General features: G+C 37.7%; 15 protein-coding genes and 1 pseudogene. 6 read left to right on the top strand and 10 right to left on the bottom strand.

The window, feature by feature from the left end; genetic code table 11:
* Window positions 1-53: 53 nt before the first annotated feature.
* The 3 genes from lepB to dapB are packed head-to-tail and all read right to left on the bottom strand — an operon-like array spanning window position 54 to window position 3,323.
* Window positions 54-995: a signal peptidase I gene (gene lepB / locus AB9N12_RS06970; RefSeq protein WP_369890881.1), complete on the bottom strand. Its 942-nt coding sequence runs from the start codon at window positions 993-995 to the stop codon at window positions 54-56.
* 42 nt (window positions 996-1,037) lie between these two features.
* Window positions 1,038-2,522 carry a S26 family signal peptidase gene (locus tag AB9N12_RS06965; protein ID WP_369890879.1) on the bottom strand — a complete coding sequence of 495 codons (1,485 nt, stop codon included), beginning with the start codon at window positions 2,520-2,522 and terminating at the stop codon, window positions 1,038-1,040.
* Between the two features lie 36 nt (window positions 2,523-2,558).
* Complete coding sequence (gene dapB / locus AB9N12_RS06960) at window positions 2,559-3,323, bottom strand: 4-hydroxy-tetrahydrodipicolinate reductase (protein ID WP_369890877.1); 765 nt, start codon at window positions 3,321-3,323, stop codon at window positions 2,559-2,561.
* Window positions 3,324-3,406: 83 nt separating this feature from the next.
* Here dapB and AB9N12_RS06955 point away from each other — a divergent pair, with 83 nt between their 5' ends.
* Window positions 3,407-4,690 carry a DUF2851 family protein gene (locus AB9N12_RS06955; RefSeq protein ID WP_369890875.1) on the top strand — a complete coding sequence of 428 codons (1,284 nt, stop codon included), beginning with the start codon at window positions 3,407-3,409 and terminating at the stop codon, window positions 4,688-4,690.
* A 641-nt stretch (window positions 4,691-5,331) separates the two neighbouring features.
* Here the strand turns inward: AB9N12_RS06955 and AB9N12_RS06950 are convergent.
* Entirely contained in the window at window positions 5,332-5,703 is a 372-nt protein-coding gene (locus AB9N12_RS06950; RefSeq protein WP_369890873.1) for a hypothetical protein, read from the bottom strand.
* 793 nt (window positions 5,704-6,496) lie between these two features.
* On the opposite strand from AB9N12_RS06950, the pseudogene AB9N12_RS06945 reads away from it, so the two are divergent.
* Window positions 6,497-6,817, top strand: a pseudogene (locus tag AB9N12_RS06945) (DUF4348 domain-containing protein); the annotation flags it as partial.
* Between the two features lie 6 nt (window positions 6,818-6,823).
* A complete protein-coding gene (locus AB9N12_RS06940; protein WP_369892828.1) occupies window positions 6,824-7,252 on the top strand; it encodes a transposase in 429 nt (142 codons plus the stop codon).
* Between the two features lie 32 nt (window positions 7,253-7,284).
* Here the strand turns inward: AB9N12_RS06940 and AB9N12_RS06935 are convergent, their stop codons facing one another.
* The 6 genes from AB9N12_RS06935 to AB9N12_RS06910 are packed head-to-tail and all read right to left on the bottom strand — an operon-like array spanning window position 7,285 to window position 14,315.
* Window positions 7,285-8,949: an O-antigen ligase family protein gene (locus tag AB9N12_RS06935; RefSeq protein ID WP_369890871.1), complete on the bottom strand. Its 1,665-nt coding sequence runs from the start codon at window positions 8,947-8,949 to the stop codon at window positions 7,285-7,287.
* A gap of 49 nt (window positions 8,950-8,998) precedes the next feature.
* Window positions 8,999-9,445: a hypothetical protein gene (locus tag AB9N12_RS06930; RefSeq protein WP_369890868.1), complete on the bottom strand. Its 447-nt coding sequence runs from the start codon at window positions 9,443-9,445 to the stop codon at window positions 8,999-9,001.
* Between the two features lie 5 nt (window positions 9,446-9,450).
* Window positions 9,451-9,900 carry a hypothetical protein gene (locus AB9N12_RS06925; RefSeq protein ID WP_369890866.1) on the bottom strand — a complete coding sequence of 150 codons (450 nt, stop codon included), beginning with the start codon at window positions 9,898-9,900 and terminating at the stop codon, window positions 9,451-9,453.
* A 4-nt stretch (window positions 9,901-9,904) separates the two neighbouring features.
* Complete coding sequence (locus AB9N12_RS06920) at window positions 9,905-11,419, bottom strand: hypothetical protein (RefSeq protein WP_369890864.1); 1,515 nt, start codon at window positions 11,417-11,419, stop codon at window positions 9,905-9,907.
* Window positions 11,420-11,426: 7 nt separating this feature from the next.
* The gene (locus AB9N12_RS06915) at window positions 11,427-12,479 is read right to left on the bottom strand and encodes a hypothetical protein (RefSeq protein WP_369890863.1); all 1,053 of its coding nucleotides are present in this window, start codon (window positions 12,477-12,479) and stop codon (window positions 11,427-11,429) included.
* Window positions 12,480-12,509: 30 nt separating this feature from the next.
* A complete protein-coding gene (locus AB9N12_RS06910) occupies window positions 12,510-14,315 on the bottom strand; it encodes a transglutaminase domain-containing protein (protein ID WP_369890861.1) in 1,806 nt (601 codons plus the stop codon).
* Window positions 14,316-14,495: 180 nt separating this feature from the next.
* Between AB9N12_RS06910 and AB9N12_RS06905 the strand changes: the two genes are divergently transcribed.
* The 3 genes from AB9N12_RS06905 to AB9N12_RS06895 all read left to right on the top strand — a co-directional run bounded on the left by AB9N12_RS06905 (window position 14,496) and on the right by AB9N12_RS06895 (window position 16,210).
* The gene (locus AB9N12_RS06905) at window positions 14,496-14,669 is read left to right on the top strand and encodes a DUF6078 family protein (RefSeq protein WP_369892827.1); all 174 of its coding nucleotides are present in this window, start codon (window positions 14,496-14,498) and stop codon (window positions 14,667-14,669) included.
* A 285-nt stretch (window positions 14,670-14,954) separates the two neighbouring features.
* Entirely contained in the window at window positions 14,955-15,332 is a 378-nt protein-coding gene (locus AB9N12_RS06900; protein ID WP_369889012.1) for a hypothetical protein, read from the top strand.
* Window positions 15,333-15,367: 35 nt separating this feature from the next.
* Window positions 15,368-16,210 (top strand): IS3 family transposase, encoded by an 843-nt coding sequence (locus AB9N12_RS06895; protein ID WP_369889013.1) that lies wholly within the window; start codon window positions 15,368-15,370, stop codon window positions 16,208-16,210.
* Window positions 16,211-16,844 lie beyond the last annotated feature (634 nt).

Here is a 16,844-nt window from a genome sequence, read left to right as displayed (position 1 = left end):
AGGTTCTATTATTAAGGATATTGTGGAGGGTTTGTTCTTTATGATCCGGAAGATTATTTCACCGTTCTGAAGAAACGGTTCCATCGATATCCGTCAAACAAGCCTGTCCCTTTTTCTTTAGAGAACCAAATGATGGAAGCTTTTCCAATGATATGGTCTTGCGGAACAAATCCGAAGAGCCGTGAATCGGTCAGGTTCATGGCATTGTTAGAGCCCATCCAATAATAATTTTGGGTGAAATAACAGTGTTGTGTTGGTTTGCCGTCCACATAAAGAGTGTCGTCTTTGATTTCTGCCTGTTTGCCTTCGTGCATTACGAGAGTATTCCGCAACAAAGTTATGTTCCAGGGATATACCCGGATAAATTTCCCTTTCCCGGGAACAATCAGCGGATTCGGCTCAGCATCTTCCTTGCTTGACAAAGGCTGGATAAAACTCTCTTTTCCACTTATAGCTTGTTCCAACAGATAATATTCGTAACGGCTGAAACTGCGCACATGGATAGTGTCATTACTTCCCATCAATCCGTCGTTGGTGATGGAAAGAGTGTGCATGAGTGATGTCATTAGGTTTTCTTTTGAAGCGGGATACGAATAAAGTCTTTTCTTATCCGGATTAAACTGCACCTCCGGAGAAATAACAGAGAAAAGGGAATCTACCAGTAACGTATCTCCCGGAACTCCGAGACAACGGCTGATATAGATTTCCCGGCGGTCGATGACAGGTTGCCGGATTCCGGCAGGATTATTGAACACTACAATATCTTGCCGGCGTACAGGGCTCTCGCACCAGCGGTGATAAGAGAAAAGCGACATGAAAGGAATCCGCAGCCCGTAACTCCATTTGTTGACCAGGATGCGTTCACCCTGAAAAATGGAATTCTCCATACCGATGGAAGGGATAAGACAGGACGTAAAAGCAAATCCCCGGAGCAGAAGTACTACGACTACTGCTCCGACAATTGCTAATATCCATTTGAATTTACGAATGTTCATCGACTTTTATCACCTTATCACTCTATGCTATCCGTACATTTATCAGTCTACCCACTTGAAGAGGCGGTTCCAGCGAATCTTGCCGTCGAACCATCCACGGTCTTTGTCAAGCGACAGCCATGCGACAATCGGTTTGCCCACTACGTGATCTTCGGGTACAAAACCCCAGTAACGGGAGTCGGCGGAGTTGTGGCGGTTGTCACCCATCATCCAGTAATAATCCATTTTGAAGGTATATTCATTGGTCTTTTCACTGTTGATGTAGATGCCGTCCGATTTCACTTCCAGTTTGTTGCCTTCGTAGGCTACGATGCAACGCTCATAGATAGGCAGGTTGTCTTCTGTGAGGGTGATGGTAGCTCCTTTGGCAGGAATCCAGACCGGACCGTAATTGTTGCGGTTCCATTGGGTATAAAGGTTCAGCGGGTACATCTGTCCGGCATATTCTTCCGGCTCCATTACTATTTTGCTGATTAGCTTTTTATTGCCAAGGAGGGTGTCATACATCTTTTTAGTCAATGGAAGATGATATACCGGATTCAGTTTACCTTGTGCATTTCGGCTATCCAGTCCCATTTCCAGCAATCCGTTTTCCCAGCCGGAGTCTTCTATCAGCATGGTGTCATCTTTGCTGATACCTAATTCACGGAGCATATCTTCCGGAATGTACGGGCCGGTAGTCTGTACGAAGTAGTTGAATTGCAGGTTTTCGGGGTTCTCAATCGCCTTACCGTCAATCATCACCTGTCCTTCTACAATTTGCAATGTATCACCGGGCAAGCCGACACAACGTTTCACATAATTCTCGCGACGGTCTACCGGACGCCATAGTACTTTACCGTAAGTACGCGGATTGTTCAGAATCTGTTTACGTCCGGCAGCGTAGTAGAGATCGTAGATCGCGCGTTGCTGTGAACGTGTCAGGCTATCCATTTCAATCTGTTTGGAGTAGATACGTTGTCCTTCACCGTAAGCCAGCGTATAGAAGTCCGTTGTCTGTTGGAAGTTTACTGCCACCGTGTCTCCTGCCGGGAAATTGAAGACAACAATGTCATTCAGTTTCACTTTGCCGAAACCCGGTACCCTTTTGTATTTCCATTGTGGCCACTCGATATACGATTTGGTATTGAAGACAGGCAGCGTGTGTTGTGCCAACGGCATAGAAAGCGGAGTATTCGGTACGCGGGGACCGTAGCTCATCTTGCTTACATACAGGAAATCGCCTACCAGCAATGATTTTTCCAGCGAAGAGGAAGGAATCTGGTAATTCTGGAAGATGTAGATATTGACGAAGTAGACAGCAACCAATGCAAAAACGATGGCATCCACCCAACTCATCACACTACGGACAACCGGATTCTTCGACTTTTTCCAAAAAGACCAGGGTATTTTCTTTGTGATATAAATATCGAAAATGAAAGGAACAACAATCAATCCCCACCAACTCCGTACCCAGAGTAGGAAGACGAGATAAAGTAGAATAACAATGGTGAATTTGATCCATTGTGCGCGTGTGGCTTGTTTCATAATCTTATATTTGTTTGGAACTAGGTTCTTGAAATCTTAGTCGTTCAAAAATGGGAATAAATCACTCATGCCCAAAAAACCCTCGTGTGTGGCGGTATATTCGGCAGCTAATACGGCTCCCAATACAAATCCGCCACGACTTTTGGCGTCATGCGTGATAGTGATGCTGTCTACATCAGATTCATAGCGAATGGTATGGAGCCCGAATACCTCTCCTTCGCGGATAGAGGCGATAGGAAGTTCATTAGGCGCGCAATCGTTGGTTCCGCTAATGGTTCCGTCCGGTGCAAGGAAAGTTCCTTTCACCCATTTGTCCTTACGGTCCATCTTTTCCAGAATGCCTTCTGCCAATGTGATGGCTGTTCCGCTAGGGGCATCCAGTTTATGAATATGATGTGTCTCGCTCATGGTGATATCATAAGTGGGGAACTGGTTCATAATCTTAGCCAGATACTTGTTGACAGCAGAGAATATGCTGACTCCCAGGCTGAAGTTGGACGACCAGAAGAGTGTTTTACCCTCTTCCGTGCAGAGCTTCTTGATTTCTTCACCATGTTCGGCCATCCATCCGGTGCTTCCGGATACCAGTTTCACGCCTGCCTTGAACGTTTTCATATAATTGCTGTAAGCCGCCATCGGATTGGTAAACTCAATGGCTACATCGGCCGATTTAAAAGCTTCCGATTCGAAGTCATCCTGATTATTGATATCAATGATGCAGACGATTTCATGTCCGCGATTCCGGGCAACCTTTTCTATCTCTTTGCCCATTTTTCCGTAACCGATCAGTGCTATTTTCATTGTTTTCTGACTTATATTCAAAATAATAGTCGCAAAGATAAGATTTTTATTATATTTGCAGTGTACATTAACGTCTTGTTAACATGGAACATCTTCTCCACTACGTGTGGAAACATAAATTATTTCCCCTGAAAGTACTGCAAACCACCCATGGCTTACCGGTAGAAGTGATTGATGCCGGTCTGCAAAATCCCAATGCCGGTCCCGACTTTTTCAACGCGAAACTGAAGATTGACGGCATCGTATGGGTGGGAAATATCGAAATACATACATATTCTTCCGACTGGTTCCGCCACAGGCATCATTGTGACAAAGCCTACGATTCTGTGATTCTCCATGTGGTGAGCGAGGTGGATACGGAAGTAACCCGTACCAACGGTGAGCAAATACCACAACTATTGCTGACTTGTCCGGAAAATGTGCAGCTACATTACCATGAACTTTGTGTATCCGATCAGTATCCGGCTTGTTATCCCATCCTTGCCTCTCTTCCTAAACTGACCGTTCATTCCTGGCTGACTGCTTTGCAAACGGAACGTTTAGAGCAGAAAGCACAATTGATAGCACAGCGCCTCGAGCGATGTAACCGTAATTGGGAAGATGCTTTCTTTATCACTCTTGCCCGTAATTTCGGTTTCGGCTTGAATGGAGAAGCTTTTGAAACGTGGGCGGGCTTGCTGCCGTTTCGTGCGATGGATAAGCACCGGAATAATTTGTTTCAGATAGAGGCTTTTTTCTATGGCTTGGCAGGGTTGCTGGAAGAGACATTCTTGAAAAAAGGACAGGAAGACGAGTATAGTCTTCGTCTCTGCAGAGAGTTCCATTATTTGCAGCGGAAGTTTGAAATCGGGCAGGGGATGGATGCCACCTTATGGCGTTTTCTTCGGCTTCGTCCGGAAAACTTTCCGCATATTCGTCTGGCACAGTTGGCCTATCTCTATCAGAAAGGGGATAAGTTGTTTTCACGTTTATTGGAGGCGGATACTTTGACGGATGTGAGAACTTTATTGGATACACGTACGTCTCCCTATTGGGAGAATCATTATTTATTCGGGCGACTTTCTTCACAAAAGATAAAGACGATGGGAGAGCGTTCCAAGGATCTGATAATCATTAATACGGTGGTCCCTTTTCTTTATACTTACGGTTTGCACAAAGCGGATGAACGAATGTGTGAACGTGCCGGACGCTTTTTGGAAGAATTGAAAGCGGAGAATAATCATATCATCCGTTCGTGGAGTGATGCCGGGCTTCCGGTATTCAGTGCGGCGGATAGTCAGGCGTTGATACAATTGCGAAAAGAGTACTGTGATAAGCGAAAGTGTCTGTACTGCCGATTTGGGTATGAGTATTTGAGGAAAAAGTAGTTCACCAGCTAAAACGTAACATGCAATTGCTTCGTTTGTTTGATTAAGCTTTTTATTGGAATCTTCTAAATCACAGTACAATTCTGAACTTGGAAGAATGAATGCAGCTTGTTTTAAGACAGATAGATTTACACAAGATGAAAAGTGAAGGTGATAATATTGAGCATACACATCTAATAGCCCTGGCACTGGTTGTAATTCTGCCTGATGTTTCTCCAAATATATTTCTGCTTTTTCACTTTCTTGTAGTTCTAGTGAATAGTTATGCGGATAAGTGATGTTATCCGCTGACATTGCATACGGCGAATGTGTATGTAACCTGAAATATTGTGCTTGATAATGCATGTATTCTTTTCTGAGGAAGATAAGGAAACCAGCACCATTGTTGTTTTTGTGAAAATATTCTTGCTATCCAATAACATAAACAATATGCACTCCATTGGATAACTTCAAAAAGTTGAATTTATTCTCTGGTACCAAATAGAATGAGGGTGTGTCATAATGCCTGAATATAAAGATTTACCCCTGCCACAGATAGCTATAGCAGGGGTCATTTCTTCAAAAAGGGAATTTTGACACACCCTCATATCTATTATGTTAAGTTGTACTCTTAGCATAGAACAATTATAGTCACATCGTTTTTATGGTTTTGTAATGTATAGCAATGGGCCATATCCAATGTAAATCGCTGTATCAGGATGAATACCTTTTGTAATCAACGTGTCACAATTTAGCTTTACTATTTCTGTAACGCTTCCATTCTCATGTATGATATAATTCCCATACTTTTTTTGTCCTACTTTGTCAGGTTTAAAAATACTTTCTATTGAGTCTGACAAATAATACTTGACTGAACCGGTGAAGTTTCTTTCGACATTAGGGTATTTTTTAGGATTAGTATTTTTGAACCAGAGGCGTGACTTGGTCATTTGTTTATTATATGTTACTTTATATATAATATTGGGTGATGTTCCTTTCGTTAAATACCAACTCTTTCGAGTCAGTAAATCCATCGTTGACACCTTATTTCTTTTAAAATAGTGAGGACACGAGCAAGCAAAGATGCAAGATAGTGCTAAAACTAATAATATTCCTTTCATATTTATACTATTTTTTCAAGATGTTTGCTGTCTGGTTGTATTTCTCTTACTGAATACATCTTACGATATATTTTTTTTGGGGGGGGAGGTACGTGATAAGTAATAATCTCCGTTTGCTTGTTTGTCTCTGTTTTGAAAGATATATTTTGTTGTCTGGTAATATGATTGAAACCAAAGAATGTCCATTGTTGTTGCTTCTCCAATAAAGTACAAATTCAAATGCGACAGGAATTCCTACTGGCTGTAAGGCCATAGTGACTAATGCAGTTCTATCGTCACATTTACCATATCCATTCTGTATTATAGATGAATTGTTTGCTATTTCCCATGCTAGTTTTTCACTGGATGATGTACAGCCGAGTAACAAGAGAAGTAAAAATACGGAGCAAATTGTTTTCATCGTATTATACTATTAAAGGATATTGTTTGTTTATCTGTTACAAAGGACAGGAGAAATAAGTATTTAGGTATGAATAAATAGTACATTATTAGGATGAAAACGTACATTATTCTAAATTATAGTGTTTGGTAGGTTTGGACGTAAACGAATGGAATCAGATATTTTTCTAAAAGTCTTTATATTGAACGTGATAACGAAGTTCCTTTTGCAACTTGATTGGCAGTAATTTAATGTATAAAAGTATTGCAGAACCAAACTTGTTACTATCATTGCGGTGTCGATTAAACTCTTAAATTATATCGTGTTATGAGAACTAAAAAGTTTGTATGCTGCTTGCTGGCTATGAGGTTGCTTGCAGGTGTTTCTCTGATTTCCTGCGGTAATAGTTCCAGGGCAAAAGTTGATGGTGAACTGACTATGCAAGACGGTGAAGATTTCAAATTGTTTCTGGAACAATTTACTTCCAGTGCAGCCTTCCAATATACTCGTATCAAGTTCCCATTAAAGACTCCGATTACTTTATTGGCAGATGATGGAGAAACAGAGAAGACATTTCCTTTCACTCAGGAAGAATGGCCGTTGTTGGATAGTGAAACCATGAAGGAAGAACGTATCACCCAGGAAGAATGAGGAATTTATGTCTCTAGGTTTACGCTGAATGAACCGAAACACAACATCTTCGGCATGATTGACCGAAACAACCGTTATGATGGATTCTCCACAAGTGAAAGCATAACAGCAGATAAGGTTGCCGACTTTCTCGACCAACTTTCCTTTCGCATTGGTAAGAAAACATTCGTTGTTCTGGACAATGCCAAGGTACATCGGTGCAAACTCATTTCTGAACTCAGACCGATATGGGAGAAGCGCGGTCTTTTTCTGTTCTTTCTGCCACCATACAGCCCGCATCTAAACATTGCTGAGACACTGTGGCGTATCCTCAAGGGCAAATGGCTCAGGCCGACGGATTATTTCTCCACACAAACCCTGATGGATGCCACTAATAGAGCCTTGGCTGCAGTTGGTACGGAACTCTATATAAATTTTACCCATACTGCTTAGTATAATTTAATTTTTACGACTTACTTAAATACTTATTGTGTTCTCTTTATATTCTTTTCTTTATGAAGAAACTCTAAAACTTCAGCTTCCATTCGTAAAGCTTTTGTTCCTTTTTTCTTTATCGGTTGTTTTAAAAGGTTATTTCCCATATTGATAGCTGCATTTATATTCCCTTCCTCTATATGAAGCTGGAACAGTTTGTACGAAGGGGTAATATGATGTGGAATCATGGCAGCTGCCGTTTGATAGCATGCTTCAGCTTGAGCATAATCTCTTTTTTGTTTCCAAAAATCTCCCATCTTGATATATAGTTCACTATTAGGAGCAATTCGGGCAGCTGTTTGTAATATTTGTAGTTTTGTATTTAAAGGATAATCTTCTAAACTACTTTTTGAGTAGATGTACATTAACTGTGGATTATAACAAAATAATGGGTATAATGTGGATAGTTGAGAATGGGCTTCTTCGGATATTTTATTTTTATCAACTATCCTGATAATTGTGGTAAAAGTTTTATGGTAAATATGATAGGACCAGATTGATATACATACAATAGAGATGGAGACTATACTTCTAATGATGTATTTGGTATAAATTGATATTGTAAACACTTTTATGGTGTTACTTCTCATCATTCCTATTATGCTGATGAATAATATTTCTAATGGAAAAATCTCGCTAGGATAAGAAAAAAAAGAGAAGATTAGAAAAGTGATTAAGGCGGATTTCAGGCAAAGGTCAGTATTATTCTTGTCTTTATGACTAAATAATGCATAAAACAACCATGAAACAACAACTAATCCAACTATTCCCTGTTCAGCTGTTATATGTAAGAATTCGTTGTACGTGTAAAAAATATTGTCAGCTAATAATATGTATGGAGAATTTGGGTTTTGTAGGAAATATTCAGCCTGATAAAGCATATAATTAGCTTGCCAACCTCCGGTCCCAATACCGAATAGAGGATAATCTTCTATCATCTTTATAGTGTTATACCATATTAGCAATCGGCCATCTGCCGAATCTCTTCTTATAAAGTAGATTGATATGATAAAAACGGTGATGATAAGCAGAAAACCTGATTTCAAAAGAGTTGGTTTGACTTTGATTGTATGTTTCCTTTTTAACCATTGCCATAGGAATATCATGCTTCCTGCCAATGCGGCTGTCCATCCGGCGCGTGAACCAGATAATAGTAAACCATATAAAATAAAACAGGCTATCATGCAAAATGACAATGTTAATATACGATGCTTATTTTGTATGTTTTCATCAATGAAAAAAATAGATACTATCCAGCATACTGCTAATAATCCACCTAATGGTCCTGGATTTCCAAACGTTCCTGTGATTCCAAAATCATGATGATTGCTCTCTAAATAATTCGCTTTTTGAAGTATTGAAATGATGACTTCGGTAATTCCCCAAATATAGACCATGTGCAATAGGTAATTGCGATATTGTTTTGATATAATGCGTATACAAATATATATAAGGCATAATACAGCCACTCGCCAAATTGATGAGTAGTCAATAGGTACAGCTCTATTTAAGAACAGTAATATGCATATTGATATAAGTAATATATCTTGTATTCTGATAGTTACAATAGAATAGTTTTTCATACTACGCTCTAAATTTTCTAGCACTCTTGGTCTTGTTTTATGCAAAGAATGCTGGAAAATAATAATTTTCATAATCGATCGGCACTAATTTTTATAGAACAGTATTGTGTAATAAAGCTTCTTAATCTATATATAAATTCTTCTCATATTTTTTAGGAGTTAGTTTTCCAGTTTTTTCATCATTAGAATATGTTGAAAGAAACAAATGTGCCCTTGTTACATTATTGGTTGGGATAGAATCTAAAGGATAGAAGAGTTCCATTCTTCTTTTGGAAGATAACCTCTTGTGTAATATCCATTTTCCGCTTTCAAGAGTGAATAGACAAATCGTCAAATCCGCACTCTTCTCATTAGAAGATTCTGTTAAAACAATATGGCTCCCACTAAATTCACTTAACTGCCCCTGATTCATAACTAAAATCTCTTTGTCTGTATTATTAGTAAGTATAAGGGTTAAAGAATTATTCGGTTTATCATAAGAAAAATTAATTTCCACTTCGTGGACAGTGCAAAAAGTAGAAATATCCAAAAGCGCAATACTAATGAATAAATGTTTACTTGTTATCATTTAATTTATTCTATGCGTAAATCATTTTTGTATCTTCTGCTAACTAATTTTCCTGTCTTCCTATCTCTAAAGTATGTGGAGAGGAATAATCTAGCTCTTATAACATTATTTGCAGGGATAGCTTTAAATAAATAAAAAAGTTCTAATCTTTCGTTAGGACTTATTGTTTTTGAGCGGATCCACTGCCCATCTTCATAGTCATATAGTGAGATGATTAGATCACTTTGTCCATTATCATGTTCTTCAGTTAAAATAATGCAACTTCCAGATGATTCATTCAATAGACTTTGATTCAATACTATTATTTCTTTATCTGTATTATTGTAAAGTTTTAGAATCAAAGCATTGTCTTGTCTGTTATAAGTAAAAGCAATTTCTAAATCCTGTGTTTGTCCCTTGCTAAGAATTGACATACACAATAATATACCTGTAAAAAAAGATTTAATTGTATTCATAATTTTATTTATTTGATGATTGTTCTCTAGCAATTATTAGAAGTTGTTCATAAGTCCACTCTAGCCAAGTTCTTTCATTTTCATAATAATGTGATACCTCTGGAAAGTTTTCGCGTTCTGCTTTATGCGTCTCTAATTCATTTTTATAATATTCAACTGTTCCATAGCGATCAATAATTAATTCTTGCTTAAAATCAGCTTCTCTTGTTTCGGGAGTTATTGTATATTTACCGTACATTACATCCAATCTTTCATTCAATATCTTTTCAATATGTGGTGGAGGATTTAGGACAATCGCTTTTTCTAGAATCGTCATTTCAAGTTTCCCATAATGCCTATGGTCAATATGGTACATCTCATGCCATATTGTGGCTATTCTATCTATTTCTGTTAGATTTTCCGAGCTAAAAAATAACTGACATAGTTGAAGAATTCCATCCTTATTTGTACGTGCAGTTGAACGACAATAGTTTTGTTTTTCAATTGTATATTTCGTTCGATCAATATTCTTAAGCTTTTCTAGTTGGACTAAAAGTCTATTTACAGTTTCTTTTTCAGTTGTAGATAAAGGAATCGATTTTTCATCAGGATTTTGGTCTCCATTATTATTTTCTGTCACAGTATCATCTTCCTGACTTGGCGATTCCGGTTCTGTCGGTTCTGGATCTATTGGCGTGGTATCTGGTCTTGAAGAATTTAACCAATCTTCCATATCCTTGTCTCCCCACTCACTGTAATCGGGTTCTGGAGTGACGATAACATCATCAAACCATCCACCATCATAAGTATAATCATAGTCATCTTCTCCACGAGTCAAAACTATCTTTTTCTTTTGAATATATACAGTAGATGCTAATGCACGAGCCTGCTCATTCTTATTAGACAAATTGGTTTTCCCTGAAGCATTCAATAAAAATACTCCTCTCGTTTTTACTCCGTTCTTAAAAGTACTTATCCGTGCTGTTACTTGTGAATATACACAGGAATATAATGCTACGCCTGTAAAACCACCTTTGTCTGCACAATTTATAAAGTTGTTACAAGTTTGTGCACCATTTCTACTATCATATAATTGGGAGGGTATCAAAGTTAAGATGTATTGATCCATTCTATTGCTCTTTACATCTTTTACTATCACTAGTTTCTGATATACATTGACTTTTCCTGCAGAAGGTTTGCCATTTCTTTCATCTACATAAATTGCTTTAAAGTGATAAGTCGGAGTTATAGGAATATCATAGCAAGCGAGTCCGTTGTTGGTAGAACCGACTGCTGCATCCCAGTTAGGTACGAAATCACCGGGGGAAACTGTTTTATTCCTTTTGTTATCCAATGAGCGACTTAATGTTAAATTAGCATGAGCTTGAGTTTGAAAAAAGTTTTTAGCTTCTTGCAAACTAAAATCTTTCATGTCAGTTTGTAAACTTGATTCTAGCAAATCTTCATCTTTGCAATTTACTATAGTAATGGCAATTACAATTATACATAAAACAGTATAAATATAAGTTGATTTTTTCATAAAATAATCATTTTAATCCTTTTCTTTTCATTTTTCTTTCAAAATCGTATTTCCACCAACCATACCATTTTTTATAACTATCAGTCTTAAATAAAGGATTGACTGTCTTACAGAAGGTTTCACCTAATTGGGAAAGCTGGTTGTATTTATCGGTATCGGGCAATTTTTTTTGATTGAGAATCTTATATTCTTCGATTGCATACTTATTATAAGCTGTCTTGAATTTGTTAATTTGCTCCTGATTTAATCCATATTTTGATTTCAAGGTATGATCCAATGCTGCATTATTTACTTTTTTCCATTTTACAGAAGCAGACGGAACAGTCTTGGCTATTTCTTTTGCCATCTCATCATCATTAGCCATCAGTTCCACTTCTCTTTCGGCATTTTTTTTATTGCTATTGAGTATGTTTGCACGTTTTTGTTTATACGTATCTTCTATTTTTGCTATGGTAAAGGCATCTTTGTATGTAATTCCATATTTATCCATATTGTCAAGTGCTCGGAAGGACAATCTCTTATATTCGATATACCAAGATCCATTTTCAGTTCCTAGTATTTGTTTTATTTTAATATTTAGCTCGGATACCATAGTATCACTGTTTTCATATTTTTCCCATGATTCTCCAGTATCTTTATACATTTTATCTCGTTCTTTTACCCATTCCGATTCGGCCTTATACAAAGCACGCATTTTTTCATATGGAATAAATTTGTTTTCACTTAGTACTTGGTAGCGTTCCATTTCTTGGGTACAAGAACTCCATTTTTTATATTTTCCTCCAAAAAATGTTTGGCTGATTATTGTACCATATTTTTTATAAAGTTTCTTTTGTTCCGCTTTAAATTGAGTAGAGCTAATTTTCCGGTTCTTTAGCTGATCATTTTCTTTCTGTAAGGAAAATAAAAAACGCTCGTATTCATTTGCCTTTTGATTATCAATTTTATACGTTCTCATCATATATTCCTTGCGTTTACTGGTGTTTACACCCGGAATAATTTGTGAAAAGCCCACACTTCCTATTAAAAGTAAGGACAAAAATAAAGTGAATTTTTTCATGATTTTATTATTTAATAATTGGAAATAATTTTACCACCATATCTGTTTTTTATTTTCATAAGTGAATGGACGTTCTTCACGACCCTTAGTCAAATTATGCAACCATAACAGAGCCTTTTGAGGAACGTTATCATAAACGATACTATCACCTGCTGGTCTTTTCCGCCCTAAACTGATCCATTGATCCTGCCAATAAAACAGTTCATAAGTATCTGTTGAAACTATTGCATTATCGTCATTGCGTGGAGCAAATCCTATTTTTGAAATCCTCACAGGTTTATATAAATCCATACCAACCCATAAGTCTATGCCACCACTCACTTGATAATAGGTAAGTGGTTGTTCATCGAAAATATTAAGCATAGTACTGTCCTCGTATATAGCATCACAAGCTATAGGGTAGAATGGTAGAAGCTTTTCATCAGATTGATATAAACAAAATTCTGCTATACTAAAGGTCCCTTTGGGTTTCCTATAACGTATGTAGCGATAGAATTTCTCTGCAGATATTTCAATCTTTTGCATCCTGCTTTCCGGAGTTTTTGTTATTTTATAAAGTTCCGTTGCATCTGAAAAATCTGCTTTATTCGCCCCTTCAAAAACTCCCATAATCATTAATTTTGAAAAATCAACAATTCGTGTATTCAATGGAAATTTGCGTTTACATACTATTCTTTCAAAATGTTTGGTGTCTGGTTTTATTTCTCTTACTGAATCTTCCGATACTATTATTGGGTTTCCTGTTGGAATGGCTTCTTCATTTACCCAATGAGTTGGGAGGTAAACTATGCCATCGCCTAAATCAATAGCTTCTTTATTTCGATCAACATCGTATCTATTTCCAGTCCCAATGTTATGGAATGTTTGAGAAGAGGAAAAAGCAACAGGTACCCATCTTCGGGGAGAGAATACAGATAAGAAAAATTCTTTTTCTTTGTTTACATTAGCCGAGACTGTAACATCACAAGAGCCGATGTTGTGTAATTTTGTAACATCCAATATGTCGTTGTGACGAAATAATTCGGGAATATTATCGACGTGTTTGGCTAAATCTTGTATTGAATACATCTTACGATATATTTTGGGGGTTTTACGTGATAGGTAATAATCTCCATTTGCTTGTTTGTCTGTGTTTTGAAGTGGATATATTTTGTTATCTGGCAATATGATTGAAACAAAAGAATGTCCATTGTTATTGCTTCCCCAATAAGGTACAAATTCAAATGCGGCAGGAATTCCTACTGACCGCAAGACCATCGTGACTAATGCAGTTCTATCGTCACATTTACCATATCCACTCTGTATTATAGATGAATATGTTTTTAATGTATCTTTGTAAAAATCAGGAGATAACTTTATTTTAATTTGAGTATTTATATTCTGTGCTGTTTGAATAATATCGTTGGTATATTGTTTTTCAATTTTTCTATTACAATCCCATTTCCAATAATATTGTAATGGTTCATCTGCGACTCTATATGGTAAAATATATTCGCAGAATTGTTCGAAAGTATAATTTTTCAAATAAGGGCTCTTTTCTTTTAAAAAGAATGAATGCTCTAGTGATTTTATGAGAGAGTCAGCTTTTACTATATCAATATCATATATTTTCTGTTCTTTTCCATTGATAGAATATTTGTTAGGCATATTTTCTATCAGAAAGCAAGCTGCTTTATATTTATCTTTATCCTTATTTGTTTTATAATGTTCTAAAAAGCGAGTAAGTTCCTTTTTATTTGTTTGGGAATTGTTCGCTATTTTCCATGCTAGTTTTTCACTGGATGATGTACAGCCGAGTAACAAGAGAAGTAAAAATACGGAGCAAATTGTTTTCATCGTATTATACTATTAAAGGATATTGTTTGTTTATTTGTTGCAAAGATACGATAAAGAAACGAAAGTGAGAGCAAAATGATGAAAGAATGTTGTCTGTTAGCACACGGCTCTTTCCATTTAAGATAAAAATATAGCCATACTGCCCCTTATTTGGTCCAATGCGAGCCGGGTAATTGGTTGATGTTTGTCTGTCAGTCAATTATCTTTATCGGACGCGGGACGTATTACCGCTTTTACCGTAAAGAGAGATATTTGTCGCTTGAACAACAGGAATATATTCGTAGGATTTTTCGTCAGAAAGGAATAGCGGAGGAATCTGCATTCGATTCCTACATAGAAGAATATATGTGGTAATTATCTGCCATCTGCAACAATTTCGTTGTATCTAATTGAAATATAATGGCTTATGGCGTTGCAGATACCTGTTGCAGATATGTTGCAGGTCAAGTATCTGCAACATATCTGTTTTAGCTCATGATGGTCTGACAACATGATAAACTACTCTTTCAATCTCACAAGTAAGCTCGTATGCTATTTTGTATTTGTTGTTACTTCAGCAAACCACTCTGCTTCAATATGGTGAATGTCTTATACGGATTTAGGTTGACACCTTTTTAGAGACATAAAAAAAGAAAAATTATGTCTAAATTATCTCGTAAGATTTATTCTGAGACTTTCAAATTGGAAGTTCTCCGTGATTACTTCAGTAGCGGTTTGTCAATGTTTGCTACTGCCAAGAAATGGGGTTTACCCAACCATACTTATATTCTGCGTTGGCAAAAGTGTTATGCAATTGATTCGGATTCCTTATCTTTGTCCCCCGAACTTCTGTCAGATCTTCAAATGAAAAAGAATCCAAAATCAAAATCTAAAGAAGAACTTCTTGAAGCGGAAAATTTGCGTCTGAGAAAGGCTTTGGAACTTGAAAAACTTCGTTCCCATGCCTTTGAAAGACTGATTGAACTCACAGAAAGAGAAGAAGGGATTTCCATCTTAAAAAAAGATGGTGCCAAATAGTCACCGGCCTTCGTGAAGAGTTTCCTCACATCAGTGTGAAAACCCTTTGCGGACTGTTTGGCATGTCTTCCCAGGCCTATTACAAAAAGAAAAAAAATCTTTTGTCGCGTCATCAGATCAGAACAGCCATCTTGGATGCCGTCTTCTTCTACCGCTCAAAGGCTCCGGGCATCGGTGGTTTGAAATTATACCATGAGCTCCGCTCCCTTTATGGAAGCGAGATAACCGGAGGGCGGGATGCCTTCCTTCATCTGCTGCGTTCGGAACGCCTTATGCTACCCCCGAAGAAACCCAGGCATACGACGGACTCCCACCATCTTTACAAGAAGTATCCGAATCTGATCAAGGGGGTAACGGCACAATACCCGAACCATATCTGGGTATGTGACATCACTTACATCTGGATTGAAGGTGGCGTATGCTACCTCCATCTTGTAACGGACATGTACTCACATGCCGTTTTAGGATGGGTGCTCTCTCCCAGTTTGCATGCCGAATATACGCTACAGGCACTGGAACAGGCCATCAATGAGGCCGGAGGTGGCAATCTTTGCGGCACAATCCACCATTCCGACCGGGGGGTACAGTATGCCTGCGATGCCTATATCGACACACTGGTCACTCATCATATACGTGTGAGCATGACTGAAGATTACAACCCGACGGACAATGCGGTAGCAGAAAGGATGAATGGCATCCTGAAAACGGAATGGATATACGGCATGTCGCTGTTCAGGGATAAAGAGATGGCACGGGAGCAGATTACGCGAATGATTGACTTCTATAATAATGGACGACCACATATGAGCATAGGTATGAAAAAACCCATGGACGTATATCATGGAGAGGTGCCGGGAAAATCATTGTGGAAAAAATAAGGTTCCATATGATAAATAAATACTATATTTGCGATACCGAGAGCCCGAGCACACTCAGATTTGTCCATTGTTTTTACGTATGACAACTATCTTAGGAGCAAAGGGAAGAAACTAACAACTGTTTTAGTTATGAATAACAGAATGTGACAACTTATTTAGTAACTAGCCTCTAAAAGTGACAACCATTTCTAGTATAAGTCAGAACACTTTGTTTCAATACGGTGGAACACTTTGTTTCAATATGGTGGAACACTTTGTTTCAACACGGTGAACACTTTGTTTCAAGGCGCTGAACACTTTGTTTCAAGGCGCGAAACACTTTGTTTTCAAGGCGCAAAGTGTTTGAATACTTGTTTTGCACTACATAAACATTGTGCGGTGTGTAGGCAACTGTACTAATCCGGTATTTGAATAATATGTTGCAGATAACTTTATCTGCAACCATCTGCAACATGTATCTGCAACAGCATAAGTCTCTTGTGTTCATCGATTTAGCATGATTTTGTTGCAGATGGCAGATGTTTTGTGCCTTTCAAACATAGAGAAGAACTCCCGGTATGATGTCTTTCTGCATCTTTGAGAGAACAAAACAGGTTTAAATGGAAAGAGCCGTGTGATTTGGACCAATTTTAAT

Source organism: Bacteroides sp. AN502(2024), from assembly GCF_041227145.1.
In the GTDB taxonomy this organism is placed as follows: domain Bacteria; phylum Bacteroidota; class Bacteroidia; order Bacteroidales; family Bacteroidaceae; genus Bacteroides.
The sequence above is the reverse complement of the archived record's forward strand: the minus strand, read 5'-3'. Positions and strand labels throughout refer to the sequence as shown.

What these genes read in the sequence shown, in the direction of transcription:
- lepB (WP_369890881.1), bottom strand. Translation starts at nt 995, where the DNA reads ATGAACATTCGTAAATTCAAATGGATATTAGCAATTGTCGGAGCAGTA.
- AB9N12_RS06965 (WP_369890879.1), bottom strand. Translation starts at nt 2,522, where the DNA reads ATGAAACAAGCCACACGCGCACAATGGATCAAATTCACCATTGTTATT.
- dapB (WP_369890877.1), bottom strand. Translation starts at nt 3,323, where the DNA reads ATGAAAATAGCACTGATCGGTTACGGAAAAATGGGCAAAGAGATAGAA.
- AB9N12_RS06955 (WP_369890875.1), top strand. Translation starts at nt 3,407, where the DNA reads ATGGAACATCTTCTCCACTACGTGTGGAAACATAAATTATTTCCCCTG.
- AB9N12_RS06950 (WP_369890873.1), bottom strand. Translation starts at nt 5,703, where the DNA reads ATGGATTTACTGACTCGAAAGAGTTGGTATTTAACGAAAGGAACATCA.
- AB9N12_RS06935 (WP_369890871.1), bottom strand. Translation starts at nt 8,949, where the DNA reads ATGAAAATTATTATTTTCCAGCATTCTTTGCATAAAACAAGACCAAGA.
- AB9N12_RS06930 (WP_369890868.1), bottom strand. Translation starts at nt 9,445, where the DNA reads ATGATAACAAGTAAACATTTATTCATTAGTATTGCGCTTTTGGATATT.
- AB9N12_RS06925 (WP_369890866.1), bottom strand. Translation starts at nt 9,900, where the DNA reads ATGAATACAATTAAATCTTTTTTTACAGGTATATTATTGTGTATGTCA.
- AB9N12_RS06920 (WP_369890864.1), bottom strand. Translation starts at nt 11,419, where the DNA reads ATGAAAAAATCAACTTATATTTATACTGTTTTATGTATAATTGTAATT.
- AB9N12_RS06915 (WP_369890863.1), bottom strand. Translation starts at nt 12,479, where the DNA reads ATGAAAAAATTCACTTTATTTTTGTCCTTACTTTTAATAGGAAGTGTG.
- AB9N12_RS06910 (WP_369890861.1), bottom strand. Translation starts at nt 14,315, where the DNA reads ATGAAAACAATTTGCTCCGTATTTTTACTTCTCTTGTTACTCGGCTGT.
- AB9N12_RS06905 (WP_369892827.1), top strand. Translation starts at nt 14,496, where the DNA reads ATGTTTGTCTGTCAGTCAATTATCTTTATCGGACGCGGGACGTATTAC.
- AB9N12_RS06900 (WP_369889012.1), top strand. Translation starts at nt 14,955, where the DNA reads ATGTCTAAATTATCTCGTAAGATTTATTCTGAGACTTTCAAATTGGAA.